Here is a 14,675-nt window from a genome sequence, read left to right on the forward strand (position 1 = left end):
ACTACCTTTCAACATCTGAGGTATGGTCCGACAGCGCCCGGAGCACCTCATTCTCAGTAAAAAGCGCTGTATCACCTTGTGTGGTATGGGCCAGCATCGCTGCCGCCACTGCCATATTAACCGTATGTTCCTGTGGATATTGCTGCAATTCCCCATGGATGATGGCGCTGGCAAACACATCGCCGGCACCAATCCGGTCGTACACCGGGAATGTTAGCTTGCGGGAAAATACGAACGTACCTTGATGATAGATATATCCTGTCAAGGAATGCGTATGGTCCGCGTTAATCTCACGGTGGGTTCCTGCTACCGTTCCGATTCCGAAGCGCTGTGCAACTTCAGGAATCGCTTGCTTCATCTGTGTTATTCTATCATATTCTCCGGTTCCGATGCCAAGAATACCCATCGCATCCTTCTCATTCATTAGCACCAGATCTGCCAGCCTCAGCAGTTCCTCATAATGCGGGCGGGCCTTGACATAGCCATCCGTCCCCCATAACGCAGGACGGTAATTACAATCAAATACAACCTTGCCCCCAGCACTCTTCACTTCCTCAGCAAGCCGTTTCATCTGCTTGCGCACGCCATCATTCATAGCCAGCGTAATGCCACACAAATGAAGAACGTCGATCCGGGAGGCAAGATCTTTCATATCATAATTGGTCGCATCCGCAGTATTGAAACTGCTGCCCAGCCGGTCTGTGTAAGTGACTCTGCCTGGACGGGCTCCAAAGCCATTCTCCAGAAAATACATCCCAAGGTGTCTACCGCCCTGTCTAATAAGAGAGGTATCCACCCCAAGCTTGCGCAGATAAGCGATAGCCGCTTCGCCCACCGGAGTTTCCGGCAAGGTCGTAATAAGAGCGCCGTTATGGCCGTATCTGGCTAATGCTGCCGTTACATTCACCCCGCTGCCGGAAAAAGAATACTCCAGCCTGCTGCTCTGGACCAGCGTTTCGTAGCCCGGAACCTGCAGCCGCATCATCACTTCGCCAAAAGCAGCAACCCTAGGCATACCGGTCCACCAGCGATTTCATTGTTTCCAGTAGTCTGCGGACATCCTGTACGTTCGTACTCCCGGTCTGTGAATCAATAATTGAAGAATAGACATGTGGTATAACCTGAGGTACACCTGCCTGTAGTGCAATCTCTAGAATGGGTCCAAAGTTGTCCAGATCAATTCCGCCAGTGGGCTCCAGAGCAAAATTCGCTTCCCCACAAGCCTTGGCAACCGCACGGTACTCCTCCTCCAACTTCAATCCCTGCATCGGATAATATTTGAGCGCGTTCCCTCCCATGTCACGAACCAGTGCAATGGCGGCATGAACCGGAACAATGGCCTGCGGAGTGGTTACTGAACTAACAGGGCCAGTCGATATATTTACATAGCCTGGCTGCCCGCACGGAGATACCAGGCAGTTAATCCAACTATCTTTAGGTCCCAGATTGGCACGGGTTGCCCCCACTGCCGGGAATACCTGATTGATATGGCTTCCCGGGTAGCTCACGGCAATCTCGGCCACAACTGCAGCCTGACGGCTGTCTCCAGCCCCAAGTCCGATGGATACGGCTTCTTGAATAGCCTGACCATATTCAGTCATGGCAACTACGGCTTCCTCCGACGTAGCATAATTTTTGGAGAGCACACCCACAAGTACATAACCTTCCGCAGCCTCGTATACATCTCTAGCGTTCCCGATACTTCCTGCCAGTACATTCATTGCCGCCCTATTCTTATACAGACACTGCTGAATATGACTCATTCTGGTTTGCCTCCCACGATTTCATGTATTCTGCTGACGATGACCTGCAAATCATCCCCTTGCAGCGACCTTGGATCAATATCGAAATACCCCTGATTGACGCCATAGTCTCGGGTATATACCGCAATTACACCTTCACGAAGCTGGTCATTCACTTTCTTCGCATCCACCCCAGCAAGAGAGGAATCAATCTGGACACGTCCTCGGAAAATCGATCTACCGGCTTCATCCTGCACGATGCGGACTGAAACACCAGGAAGTCCACCAAGTGGCTGAAGAGCCTCCAGCGTTTGCTTCTCTCGTTCACTATTGTCCGCTTTGTCCTGGTATTCCTCCAGAGCTTGAAGTAACCCAAAAATGGTCTCTTTGCCGACCTTCATGCTGCGGCCAATCCCGTGCAGCTGTACCTGTAACCACTCCACATATTTCTTTTTGCCGGCGACAATGCCGGAAGTAGGGCCTTCAATAGCTTTTGACCCGCTGTAAATGGCCAGATCCGAAAATTGGATATATTTGCGCAGATCCTCTTCTGCTGCTGCATCCACAATCAGCGGCACCCCTCTGCGCTGTGCAACCTCCCAGGCCTCTTCCACTGAAATCATGTTTTTCTGAACAGTATGATGGGATTTAACATAAAGAATGGCTGCAGTGTGTTCACCGATCGCCTGATCGATATGCTCCTTGCGGCCTTCATTCGCATATCCGACTTCCACTACCCGGCCGCCACCAAGGAATATCATGGTTTCAACTGGCGCTCCATATTGCACATTATGTCCCTTGAGCATAATAATTTCATTTTTCAATATCGGCTCCTGGTGCAGACGAAGGCTTAGACGCGAATCTCCGGCGGTCACAATGGCTGCAACCGACAACGCAATACCGCTGGATGCAGAGTTCACCACAACTGCGCTCTCCGAACCAAGTAACTGTGTAATATATTCTCCGGATTTGTTCACAAGCTCCGCAATTTCCACGTACCGCTGTCCGCCCTGTTTCATTGCATCCATGACTGAATCCGTTGGTGCAGAAACGCCAAGGATGCTCATTCTTCCACTGGCATTAATAACACGCTTCAATCCATATTTAGCCTGTAATGAGTGACCCATTAGCAAAGACTCCTTTAGCCTCAATATAGTGTTGCGTGACCCGGACATCACCTTCCGAGTCCTCAAGTTGCTTTTCGCCTGCTTCCAGGGAAAACAAAGTCAGGTTCGCCTGCTGTCCCACCCTAATCTGCCCGAGTTCCGGCTTACCGAGCCACTCCGCTGGACTTCTTGTAACCGCACGTATGACCTCTTCCAGACTGTAGCCAAGGTACAGAAATTTCGTCAGCACATTCGCCATACTGTATACCGGACCATTCATACGGTTGCCTCGGTAAATGTCCGTACTGATTGTATTCAGCGCAATGCCTGCAGCCTTGGCCTGTTCTGCAATCCGGAAGGAGAAGCTCGCCGTACCATGCCCCACATCCAGATGAACTCCCCGAGCAGCCGCATCCAGTAATTCTTGCAGCGGTGTGCCGTCCGGATGAAACAGATTGTTGGACTTGCCGTTAAGATAATGGGTGATTACATCACCCGACTGTAGTAACTCCAGCACATCAGAGATCGCGGGCGGAGCAGAACCGATGTGAACCATGAGCGGAAGCTTCGTTTCTTCCGAGAGTGCGCGTGCCAACTTGAGTGGCTGTATACCGCTGTCTTTGACGACACTTTGGCTGATGCGGGCTTTCAGACCAACAATGAAATCAGGATAAGCCGCTGCTGCCTCCAGTACCTTGGCCCGGTCAATCCATTCCAGCTGCGACAGTTCATCCGTCCGTTCGAGCCCGATCCTTGAAATATTCAACAGAGCAAATACTTGTGTAGCAGCCTGTAGTCTTGCGGTATAGAAAGCTCCAATTCGATCTGCACCGCAGCTTCCGGCATCTACAAGCGTTGTTACGCCCTGCTTCACACCTATTTCATCGATATCATCGCCATAGGGATCAAGGTCCTGGACGGCATGCACATGCAGATCAATCCATCCACTGGACGCATATAACCCTGAACAATCCAACTCATTTTCTCCTTCAGCCTGGCCTGGCGGTGACATGGCGGTGATGATCCCGTCCTGAATGGCGATATCCATGATCCGCCCGTCAACAAGCTGCAAATTGCGCAGCACATTCTCTGTGCCCACTCATCCCATCTCCTTTTTCAACCCCGGTATACAGGCAAATTTCAAAAAATGATTCATGAAATCTGTACTTCCAAATCGTTAAAATAAGCATGATGAGCTACTTTATTCTAAAGATTATAATGTTATAATGTTTATGCTAGCACAAGTGTAATCCAGAAGAGAACAGTGATTTTAATCCGAATATATTAACACTGGAGGGACTGCTTCATGGCAAATTCGGCACTCAAGCCATCCTTGCTCGACAGATTCAGGCTCAGCTGGAATCATTTCAAATCAAGGCTTCTGCTGAAATATGCCTTTTCTTACATTCTCATATTTCTTATCCCTCTGACAGGTGTAACTATTTTTGTATATGAAAACGCTGTCAAAGGATTGCGTGTAGAGATTGAACAATCAAATGTCAATCAGCTTAACCAGGTGAAGAGCACTATAGATAACCGTATGAATGAGCTTCAGGAAATAGCGGGGAGAATCGCCTATGACAAACACCTGACCCCTTATATGGTACAGCATCCCTATTACAGTTTGGAGGCGATTCAGGCGCTGGCCAATTACAAAGCTAGCAGCAGCATTGCGGAGGATCTGCTTCTCTATTTCCATAACGATGCCAACATCTATTCGTACCGCGGTCTGGCTAATCTTGATGTCACCTTTGATAGCCTCTATCAGTTCGAGCATTGGAATCCGGAAGAGTTGCGGCGGGACTTGAATGAAACTAGGCAGCCCCTGGTCCGTCCCGCTGAGAACGTGAAGGTTAATTCCCGAGTGGAGTCGATGCTCGTCATGCTTGTGCCCGTTAAACCGAATGACCCGTTTCCATATGGGACCGTTGTTTATTTAATGAAAGAATCCAACCTTACCGGGGTCATGGATTCGATTTTGAGTGATTTTTCAGGAAGCAGTTATATTTTCAGTCCCTCCGGAGAGGTGTTGACCGCGAATAGCCATGGCGTAAGCCTTCCCCAGGACGAAATTGAGAATTTGGCTACACTTGAGCCCGGTATTCATAATTTGAAGATGGATGGAGAACAATACTCCGTTGTTTCTGTTCAATCTGAAGAAAATGGCTGGACCTATGTGACCACGATGCCAAGCTTCCAATTTTTCAGCCGTGTCGCCCATGTCCAGACCCTCGTCCTAATCGTCTTCTGTATTACCGTCATTACCGGCATAGCTGCTGCGCTACTGTTAGCCAAACGGCAGTACCATCCGATTAGGGATTTGATGGACAAGATGAAAGGCAGCGGCGATGATGCTCCCAAGCTCCGCAATGAATGGGAATGGATACGACAGACCCTACACAATTACAGTGCGAAAATTGATTTTCAGGAACCCTTCGTCCGCAATCAGTGCATGCTGCTGTTACTCAAACACGGCAAGCCGGATGATCCGGAGATCGAACAAATGATCCTTAGCGCAGGATTCAGGCATCCTCAAGGACAAGGGCTCTATTTCTCGGCTATTCTGTCCTGGGATGATACTGTGCCCGGCGGCAAGTCCTGGCAGGAACGCCATCTGTTGCAGGAAATACTCAGCAATGTATGTCTTCCCGGTACCGGTGCTCAGATCTTCGGTGTAGAATTCTCGGTCAAGGACCAGTTTGCCCTGATTATTTCACTTCCCGGTGATGCGGACAAGCCGATTCAAAGCCAATTGGAGCAGGTCATTGAAGCCATTCAAACGTTAATCCGCGAGCACTCTCAGCTATCTCTAAGTATCGGTGTCGGCATGGCCTACAGAGACTTGGCCCGTCTTAACCAATCCTTCATTGAAGCCGCTGCAGCTCTGGAGCACCGGATCATCCGGCGCAGCGGTCAGGTCACTTATTTCGAGCAGCTTGCAGAGCTGAACCCTTCTGCTGCCGAGAGCTTCTGGATTCCACGCAAATCCATGCTGAAAATGGAGCAGAGTCTAAAGCAGGGCAACGAATCAGTAGCTGTCCAAATGATTGCTGATACCATTCATACGATCAAAGACGAGCCGTTGCAAGTTCATCTACTGCGCTGCATCTGTTTTGATCTGCTGAACACTTTTCTACGCACCGCCTCCGAGCTTGGTATGAACGAAGTGTTCGCTAATATGCCGGAATTAACTTCCTTCGAAACACTTGAAGAGCTGGAAAGTCGTTTGCTCAGTCTGGCCGCTGACATTTGCGCGCAGGTGGAGCTGAATACAAAGACAAGTGAGTCTACATTAATGGATGACGTTCTGACTTACGTGGATCAACAGTTTGCAGACTACACACTCAGTCTAGAGCATGTGGCGCTTAAGTTTGCCATTTCAACATCTTATTTAAGCCGGAGCTTCAAAGAGAAGACCGGCCGCAATTTCTCACAATATATCTGGCAGCGGCGTGTAGATGAAGTCATGCGGCTGCTAGAGAACACTAGCGCACCGCTCAAAGAAATTATTGAACAGGTCGGTTACATGGATGCGCCAAATTTCATCCGCAAGTTCAAAAAAGAAATCGGTCTGACGCCAGGGCAGTATCGCAAGGAACATGCCTTGAGAGGAGCTACTATTAAAAGACCTGTTTAAGTTGGCGGAGCTTCCGCACCATCTGTACTACATTCTTATATTTGAAGATACCGCGTCATTGATGGTTTATTTAGCTACTGCCCTTCCTGGAGGATGTGTTCTACCAGCTCGTCCAGCGGAACAGTTGCAAGGGCAATCGCCGTATCTGTCACCCCATAATAAATATAGAGCAGTCCATCTTTGACCACATTTCCGGTTGGGAAGATGACATTGGGAATCTGGAACCCAAATTTCTCATAATACGTCTCTGGCTCCATAATAAAATGATGTGTCCGGGCAATGATTTTCTCGGGCTGCTCCAAATCCAGCAGCATGGCCCCCACACGGTAGACAATGCCCTCATCGACGCCATGATAGAGCACCAGCCAGCCCTTGTCCGTACGGATCGGGGGCGTAGAGCCCCCAATCTTCCGCGATTCCCAGGACAGATTCTGCGCGGTAGCGAGCAGCTTGGGCTCTTCCCAGGTAACGAGATCCTCGGAATAGGTAATCCACATGGCCGCCTTATCCGTACCGTAGGCTTCCCCCACATATTCCTCAGGGCGGCGCAACAGTACGAATTTGCCGCCTATTTTCTCAGGGAACAGAATGTTGTCCCGGTCATTAATATCAAGAGGTGTCGTGTCCGCCACAAACTCCCAATCCAGTAGATTATCTGATTTCAAAATGGAGGACCGGGTTAGCCAATGTCCCGCCTCGTCCCCCCACCCGTCCGGATATTCCGGAATAGAGCGAAGGGGGATGCCTGCCCCGGTAGGGTAATAACTCATGGCACAGGGACGAAGGGCGTAGTTCAGATAGAAGGTTCCGTCAATTTTGACAATCCGCGGGTCCTGCACACTACCATAAGGGAATCCCAGCATGTCTGGCGTCACAATGGGCTCATCCTTCACGTGGGTAAAGTTTATCCCGTCTTCACTCTCTAGCAGACCCAAATAATTTTTGCATGGAGTTAGGGAACCAGCAGTGCGCTCAATCATATAAAATTTACCGTTATCGATGATGACAGCAGGGTTGAAAACCGTAACCTTACGCCATTCATAGTCGCCCGGGACAACAATGGGATTATTCGGATGTCTCGTGATTTGCATGTCTATTCCTCCTGCATCTGCATGAATGTTCAGGGACGCGTTGTAACCTTATATCTCATCTTTTATTTTTACAGCAACTTTCTTCGCATGGACCTGATTAGTTGGATTTCCAACGATCATAGGCAGCCTGGTTGATTTCAACCATACGCTCTCCGCCCATTTTCTTGACCGTCGCCACATAATTGTCCCAACCCGTAAGTGGCTCGGCTCCAGTGATGAATTTCGCCTCCATCTGATTCACATATGTCTTCAAATCTGAATTCAGGCTGCTGATTTCGGTCTGCTCTTCCACGGTAAGGAACAGAGTCGGAAACGGAATCCGTGCGCCTTTATCAAGAAGCTTCTGCTTGGTCTCCTGCTCTACCCAGAGGTCAAAGTCTGTCTTCAACCCCTTATTAATATCATCCATGGACAGGGTAGGAGCGGGAATGCCGTAGTTAGGTGTCAGCGTTGCCCGATAATCTTCCATTTCCTTACCATCGGGTACCGGCAAGTAACGTTTGACCCGGTTATCTTTGTCAGTGTACTCCCAGAGAGTGCCCTCTGGACCTTTATTGAAGAACATGGCACCTTCATAGGAATAGAGATAGTCCACCCAGCGCATAGAGGCTTCCGGCGCAGGATTACTCTGCGTAATAGCAAAGGCGCCGCTTGTAATCCCCCTGTTCTTTGCAATCGCTGGAGCAGCAACTGATTCACTGTGAACAGGTGCAAACATCGGATCCGCCGTCGAAGGTTCTCCACCTTTGCTCATGTAGGCATGCCAGTCCGAAAAGAGGGCGATTTGATTGTTCTGTGCTTTGGCCTTTTTTTGCTCCGCTGTTTGTGAGAAGCTCTCATGATCCAGCAGGTCTTCAGACCACAGGCGGTTCATATAAGTTAAATACTCCTTGTAGCCTTCTTCAAGTGGTGTGTAATGCACCTTGTCCGCATCGTCCACGTAAATTTCTTCTTCATAAATGCCGAAGGCACCCAGCAGCCATGTACGGATATCGCGGAGGTTCGCAGCGGGTGTTGTCACCGAGGAGATCGGAATTTCATCAGCTATGCCATTACCGTTGGGATCTTCCTCTTTCACACGTTTCAGATAGGTATACAGCTCCTCTGTTGTTTCGGGGAGTTTATCGATATTCAGCGCCTTTAGGAAGTCTCCGTTATACCACATTGGATTGCGGTACCAGTGCTGGCTAAGTTCAACTACTGGCAAGGAATAGATATGCCCGTCCGGTGCAGTTATCGATTTGCGGACATCCGGATTCTCCTCCAACAGCGCCTTGAAATTCGGAGCATACTCTTCAATCAGATCCTCCAGTGGAATGAGGATACCCTGCTCTCCGTAATTCATCTGCTCTGCAGTTGTCAAACCGGCAGCATAGAGGATATCTGGGTAATCTCCACTGGCGAGCACCAGATTTTTCTTCGTTTCGAAGCTATCCTTCGGTGCGTTCTTGTATTCCAGCTTAATACCGGTCTTCTCTTGCATCTGCTGAAGCACCGCCATGTTCTCCCAGTTCTGAATCCCTACATCTGGCGCCATAAGCGACAAAGTAACGGGTTCATTCACAATCGGGAAACCTTCATTGTTCACAGCGACTTTTCCGAGATTGTTGTTCGCTTCACCTTCGTTTGAACTGCTGCAGCCTGCCAGTAATGTAATAACTAAAGCCGAAGACAGCAGCATCTTCCATGGCTTGCGTGTGGTTGGCATTTATAATTCCTCCCCTGATTTCATCACATTTTAGCTGTTTAGCCTTTAACAGAGCCTATCATGACCCCTTGGACAAAGTAGCGCTGCAGGAACGGATAAATTGCCACAATGGGCAGTGTGGAGACAACAATGACTCCATATTTAATCAGGGATGCCGTTTCTGCCTTATTATTCATGGCGGTGGCCACCTCGCCGTTAATGGATGAGCCCGTCGTTTCCGCCGTCATTTCCTGAAGAACAAGGATCTGACGCAGAACCATCTGCAGCGGATACTTCGCTTCATCATTTAAATAGATCAGAGACGGGAAGTAGCTGTTCCAGTGGCTAACCCCATAGAACAGGGCCATAACCGCTACAATCGGTGCCGACAGCGGCAGAACAATGCGAATGAACAGCTTTAGATTCGTACAGCCGTCAATGTGCGCTGCTTCCTGAAGTTCTTTCGGAATGGTCGTCTGAAAAAAGGTGCGGGCCACGACGATATTCCAGACCGAAGCGGCCACCGGCAGAATTAATGCCCACATGCTGTTCATGAGTCCAAGGTTCTTAACCAGCAGATACGTCGGCACTATTCCGCCACTGAAGAACATCGTGAACAGAATGAGGCCCATGAACAACTGGCGCCCGACAAAATCAGATCTGCTGAGCGCATACGAGGCCGGCAGAGTGACGGCGAGATTGAGCAGAGTGCCCACAACTGTGTAAATAATGGTGTTCCAGTAACCACTCCATATCTTCGGGTTCTCAAACACAAGTTTGTAGCCGTCCAGTGTTACATTCTTCGGAAACAACCACATCGCTCCCGAATTGACATCCTGCGGCGAACTGATTGAAGCGCTAAGAATATAGATGAGCGGATAGAGAACAACCAGCATTGCCAGACCCAGATAAATATAAGTGCTGATCAAAAAAAGCTTGTCCCCCCTGGATTCTTTCATCGCAGTAACCAAAGACTTCAACTCCTTTCTACCAGAGGCTGTTCTCACTGGTGCGTTTGGCGATCTGGTTGACTGTAACAAGCAAAATAACGTTGACTACCGAGTTGAACAATCCGACAGCTGTTGAGAAGCTATACTGGGCGTTCACCAAACCGGCGCGGTATACATAGGTGGAAATTACATCGGATGCTTCCATATTGAGTGAATTCTGCAGCAGCAGAATCTTCTCGAAACCAAGACCCAGTATATTACCCATATTCAAGATCAGCATGATCGTAATCGTGGGTAATATCGTCGGCAGATTGATATGCAGCACCCGTTTCATTCGGCTTGCTCCATCCATAATGGCTGCTTCATGGAGCTGGGGATCTACGCCTGACAGGGCTGCGAGATAAATAATGGTTCCCCACCCGGTGCTCTGCCAGACGCCGGAGAATACATACACCGTCTTAAACCATGCGGGATCAGTCAGAAACTGTGCTGGTTCAAGACCAATGAATTCGATGAACCGGACAATCATTCCGCTTGAGGGTGATAAAAAGGTAATGATCATACCTGCCATGACAACTACAGAAATGAAATGGGGTGCATAGGTGACCGTCTGGACCGATTTCTTGAACGGGCCGTTGCGGACTTCATTGAAAGCCAGTGCCAATATGATAGGCAGCGGAAATCCAATGGCAAGTTCATAGAAGCTGATACTGAATGTGTTCCAGAGCAGATCCCAGAAAAAATAAGAATTGAAGAACCGTTCAAAATGGTCAAAATCAACCCATTCGCTGCCTGTAATTCCTTTTGAAGGTACGAAATTCTTAAAAGCAATCTGAATGCCGTACATCGGACCATAATGGAAAATAAGGAAATACAACAACGCGGGAAGCATGAACAGATAAAGCTCCCAGTTTTTCCAAATTCTCTTGCCAAGGGAGTTCTTCTTCAATGAAGGATTTACGGATACTACTGTGTGACTCTCCTTCACTCTCTCACTCCTTTCTATGTCTTTCATTACCTACGGTTACGTTGCTACTTTGCATTCTTGCTGACTCCCTTTTTGGTAACGCTTACAATCCGAAGTATAGTGAAACGAAGCTGACACGGTAAATATGTAGGTTCTGCATTGTCACGATAAGGTGTGCAAAACCGCGCTACTGCGGTACTTTTCGTTCAGCCCTGTTGTGGATGGTTGCAGATGGAGCAAGGCTGTAAATATGTGAATTACGAACCTCCTCCACGTTGCAAAAGAAACATATTGTGATCACCGAGCAAGAATTCAAACGTTTGTTATGAGTAACTGATCAATACTTTGATAAAAAAAAGCTGTTGCGGAGGACGTTACGTCACAATCTACAATGAAAAAAATGTGATAAAGGAGTTTTCATTATGTCTGAAACCCATGCAAAGGAACATTACAAAATACTGTTGATCGCATTACTAACGCAATCAGCTTTTCTATTAATTGGATTTATTTTTATTGGTTTATTTAAGTGGGGAGAAATGTTGCCATTTATAGCTTCCTTATTCATGCCAGACAAAATTAGTATGTTATCCGCAATCATCATTGGTCTTATTTTTAGTTTTTTTATTACTACGATTGTTCTAATTACATTTGTCAGAACAAGAACAGAACTCCCTAAGACCGAGGGGTCAGATGTGATTAAAAAAATAATGATCCAACCAAGCGGTATAGCTTTAACGGCGATAGGTGGTATATTTGAAGAATTCTTTTTTAGAGGTGTCCTGATCGGATTATTTATTGGCTATTCTTTGTTCGTGGATTGGCTCGTCATTCTAATAAGCACTTTTCTATTCTGGATAATACATGTTCCTCAATATAAAGGAGCTACGGGTATCCTTATCGTTGTGTTTGTAAATGGTTTGATTTTTGCTCTACTCTTTTATTTTACGGGGTCGTTAATTCCCCCAATCCTTGCCCATGTCATTTATAATATTTCTATTGGAATTATTCTGGCACGAAAATACAAGAACTGATTATTTGAAAAGAGGGACGTTAGATGCGATTAACAGTGAGTAAATTTGCAAAGCTGGCGGACACAACAGTTCGTACGTTAAGACATTACCGACAACTTGGCATATTGGTTCCCTCACAAAAGAACGAAAATGATCATTATGTATATATAAATGAGGATTTTAAAAGGCTGCATGAAATCCAATTATTACAAAGTCTAGGACTTTCATTAAACGAGATTAAAGCCAGTTTTGAAGATCCACAATATTCTTTTGATGAGCTAATTAGAGTTCAAGAACAATCGCTTAAACATCGGAGAAAAGCTATTGATTGTTCTTTAGCATTAATTAAACGAATAAAACTGTTAACGGAAAAAGATCAATTTAATGAATTAAACTCAGAATTGCTCATGTTACTTATGAACTCGATGCGTGTTGAGGAGGACCAAAAGAAGCTGCTTCAAAAGTATGTTTCTACGGATATTATTGAAAAGGTGTTCCCAGAGGATAGCTCTAAGCAAACTTACTTGGATGAACAATTATACAATTTGCTATTGCTTGTCCATCGAGCTACCATACACGATCTTAAACCAGATCATCCTTCCATACAGCAACAGTTGAAAGACATTATTGCAAATACCCAATTAAATCAACTGATTCTCCATGACGAAGAAAAGAACGAAGAACTCTATAGAAACGTAAAACCCTATGAGTCGTTGATCCCTAAGCATACCATGGATTTTTTGACAGAAGCATTTGAGGTATTAAATACGAAGAAGAAATCTTCTCTATAGGATCTTGATAACTACCAATACAACTCTGGAAGTCATTGCATCATTCATGAGAAAAACTACGCCTTTCACCAAGCCTAAACATCTCAAGTTTACCGGAAGGCTCTTGGCGGTTCTCGCTACGGATAGGAGGTTTGAACCTAAGAGACGGTTCGACAAACGCAAATGGAACGAAGCAGAATACACTCTGCTTCGTTCCGTTTAAACAATCGGTATGGCAAGTTTTCCTCCCCTTCATTGAATAGAAAACACTTCTTTTTTCAACAATTCTTCTGGCGTCTGCCCTATCACATCACTATGAAAATAATCGCGTATAATGCCATCTTCAAGATAGTTGGCGATCGACACCATAATCATTCCTTGATCCAGTGCCAGATAAGCTTTCGTAATTTCTCCTGTTTCAACATTGACTGAGTCATAGAGACCATATTTACCGACCATTTTGAATTTCTTTAAAGCTTTAATGTTCTTTCGAACAGCTTCAGGGGCATAATCCAGGGCGAGGAATGTTGCGTGTGCTGTAACCGTTGCTCCATCTTTATAACCTGAGGTCCCTAACGGCGTTGCTGCAAACTCACTGTAACCTGTCGGAGTTGCAGAAGGTGAAAAGCCCCATGCGGCATACCCTTTTTCTTTGGCATATTCGATTTGCAATTCAACATGACGCTGATTGTTCAAGCCCAAAGCTTGAGTACCCAGTTCTTGTTCCTTTATGACCATACCGGGCATAAGAGCTTCAAACATACTGCCTCCCCAGCTTGGCACGAACTTTTTATCCTTGTATACATAACTTCCTTCAAACACATCCACTCCATCGTACTTAACGGATTTGCCTTGAGGAATCTGAGCTTGCCAATCCCATTCTTGAGGTAATGTGCGATACATCTTCCACCAATGCTCTTGGGGAACGTCACCTTTCCCAATGGCAATATAGCTGCCTACACGTGGTTCCGTGTAAAACATTCCATAATGGTGATCCGTCAGTGCGCCTTTAGCCACATCATAGCCTCCGCGGAATTGGCCGACTTCAGGATCATATAACGGAGTATAATTCATATTTGTAACCAACTTGCTTGTTTTCCCATGAAGTTCTTCATAGGCTTGCCCAACAACAATTAAACCAGCGGATAACCAGCCATTATCGACTTGAGAAATAAATTGTCCCCAATCTTTCTTCACTGAACCGTCATCTGTGTTATACCAGTTATAAAATAGGCCGTTCCACTTTTCTAACTTTTCGAGGGAATTGATAGTCGTTTGCAGACGATGTACAGCTTCTTTCTTTGAAATAATGCCTAATTGTTGCGCTGAAACGGTGCTCATCATATACATGGCAATGTTCGTGGGCGAGGTACGTTTAGCTTCTTCTGTCCCGTTTTCAGTGAGCCGAACTTCATCGTAAGTCAAGCCAGTGTTCTGATCCGTATAGTCCTCAAAATACAAATAGGTCTTATATGCAATCGCTTTCAACTCTGCTCGAAATCCAATTAAATTGTTTGAGTCACCTGCTGAGGCCATAGGAGTTAAAGCTAAATTAGTGAGCAGACAAAAAGTTAAAATGAAGCTGAATATTTTTGCTTTTTTCATGATGTTCTCCCTTCAAATGGATTCGAAACGTTTCGTGTATATGTTATCATAAATTTCCCATTTCCGTAAACAAGAAAATAAAACGCTTACAAATACTGATTATCATAAAG

Annotated in this window: 12 protein-coding genes; 3 read left to right on the plus strand and 9 right to left on the minus strand. The window is 46.5% G+C overall.

The annotated features are described in order from the left end of the window. Position 1 precedes the first annotated feature (1 nt). Genes NKT06_RS19455 through NKT06_RS19470 form a run of 4 tightly spaced genes read right to left on the minus strand, consistent with a single transcriptional unit; the run spans position 2 to position 3,896 of the window. Positions 2-1,015, minus strand: coding sequence for a sugar kinase (locus tag NKT06_RS19455; RefSeq protein ID WP_253438212.1), 1,014 nt, complete (start codon positions 1,013-1,015; stop codon positions 2-4). Continuing rightward, on the minus strand, positions 1,008-1,763 hold the full coding sequence (gene dagF, locus NKT06_RS19460) for a 2-dehydro-3-deoxy-phosphogluconate aldolase (RefSeq protein ID WP_253438215.1): 756 nt from the start codon (positions 1,761-1,763) through the stop codon (positions 1,008-1,010). The genes NKT06_RS19455 and dagF overlap by 8 nt, the downstream gene beginning before the upstream one ends. Continuing rightward, the gene (locus NKT06_RS19465; RefSeq protein ID WP_253438217.1) at positions 1,760-2,869 is read right to left on the minus strand and encodes a DgaE family pyridoxal phosphate-dependent ammonia lyase; all 1,110 of its coding nucleotides are present in this window, start codon (positions 2,867-2,869) and stop codon (positions 1,760-1,762) included. The genes dagF and NKT06_RS19465 overlap by 4 nt, the downstream gene beginning before the upstream one ends. Beyond that, positions 2,847-3,896 carry an amidohydrolase/deacetylase family metallohydrolase gene (locus NKT06_RS19470; RefSeq protein ID WP_253442652.1) on the minus strand — a complete coding sequence of 350 codons (1,050 nt, stop codon included), beginning with the start codon at positions 3,894-3,896 and terminating at the stop codon, positions 2,847-2,849. The genes NKT06_RS19465 and NKT06_RS19470 overlap by 23 nt, the downstream gene beginning before the upstream one ends. A 258-nt stretch (positions 3,897-4,154) precedes the next feature. Between NKT06_RS19470 and NKT06_RS19475 the strand changes: the two genes are divergently transcribed. After that, on the plus strand, positions 4,155-6,485 hold the full coding sequence (locus NKT06_RS19475; protein ID WP_253438220.1) for a helix-turn-helix domain-containing protein: 2,331 nt from the start codon (positions 4,155-4,157) through the stop codon (positions 6,483-6,485). Positions 6,486-6,559: 74 nt separating this feature from the next. Here NKT06_RS19475 and NKT06_RS19480 read toward each other — a convergent pair whose 3' ends face one another. From NKT06_RS19480 to NKT06_RS19495, 4 genes are all read right to left on the minus strand, one after another. Further along, on the minus strand, positions 6,560-7,576 hold the full coding sequence (locus tag NKT06_RS19480; protein ID WP_253438222.1) for a glycoside hydrolase family 130 protein: 1,017 nt from the start codon (positions 7,574-7,576) through the stop codon (positions 6,560-6,562). A gap of 97 nt (positions 7,577-7,673) precedes the next feature. After that, on the minus strand, positions 7,674-9,284 hold the full coding sequence (locus tag NKT06_RS19485; RefSeq protein ID WP_253438224.1) for an extracellular solute-binding protein: 1,611 nt from the start codon (positions 9,282-9,284) through the stop codon (positions 7,674-7,676). A 38-nt stretch (positions 9,285-9,322) separates the two neighbouring features. Beyond that, complete coding sequence (locus NKT06_RS19490) at positions 9,323-10,234, minus strand: carbohydrate ABC transporter permease (RefSeq protein ID WP_253438227.1); 912 nt, start codon at positions 10,232-10,234, stop codon at positions 9,323-9,325. A 16-nt stretch (positions 10,235-10,250) separates the two neighbouring features. Next, positions 10,251-11,228, minus strand: a complete 978-nt coding sequence (locus NKT06_RS19495; protein WP_253438230.1) for an ABC transporter permease — start codon at positions 11,226-11,228, stop codon at positions 10,251-10,253. 374 nt (positions 11,229-11,602) lie between these two features. Here NKT06_RS19495 and NKT06_RS19500 point away from each other — a divergent pair, with 374 nt between their 5' ends. Beyond that, positions 11,603-12,211, plus strand: a complete 609-nt coding sequence (locus NKT06_RS19500) for a CPBP family intramembrane glutamic endopeptidase (RefSeq protein WP_253438233.1) — start codon at positions 11,603-11,605, stop codon at positions 12,209-12,211. Positions 12,212-12,234: 23 nt separating this feature from the next. After that, positions 12,235-12,981 carry a MerR family transcriptional regulator gene (locus NKT06_RS19505; protein ID WP_253438237.1) on the plus strand — a complete coding sequence of 249 codons (747 nt, stop codon included), beginning with the start codon at positions 12,235-12,237 and terminating at the stop codon, positions 12,979-12,981. A 231-nt stretch (positions 12,982-13,212) separates the two neighbouring features. Here NKT06_RS19505 and NKT06_RS19510 read toward each other — a convergent pair whose 3' ends face one another. Continuing rightward, positions 13,213-14,565 carry a glucoamylase family protein gene (locus NKT06_RS19510; protein WP_253438242.1) on the minus strand — a complete coding sequence of 451 codons (1,353 nt, stop codon included), beginning with the start codon at positions 14,563-14,565 and terminating at the stop codon, positions 13,213-13,215. Between the last annotated feature and the right edge of the window lie 110 nt (positions 14,566-14,675).

The organism is Paenibacillus sp. 1781tsa1 (genome assembly GCF_024159265.1).
In the GTDB taxonomy this organism is placed as follows: domain Bacteria; phylum Bacillota; class Bacilli; order Paenibacillales; family Paenibacillaceae; genus Paenibacillus.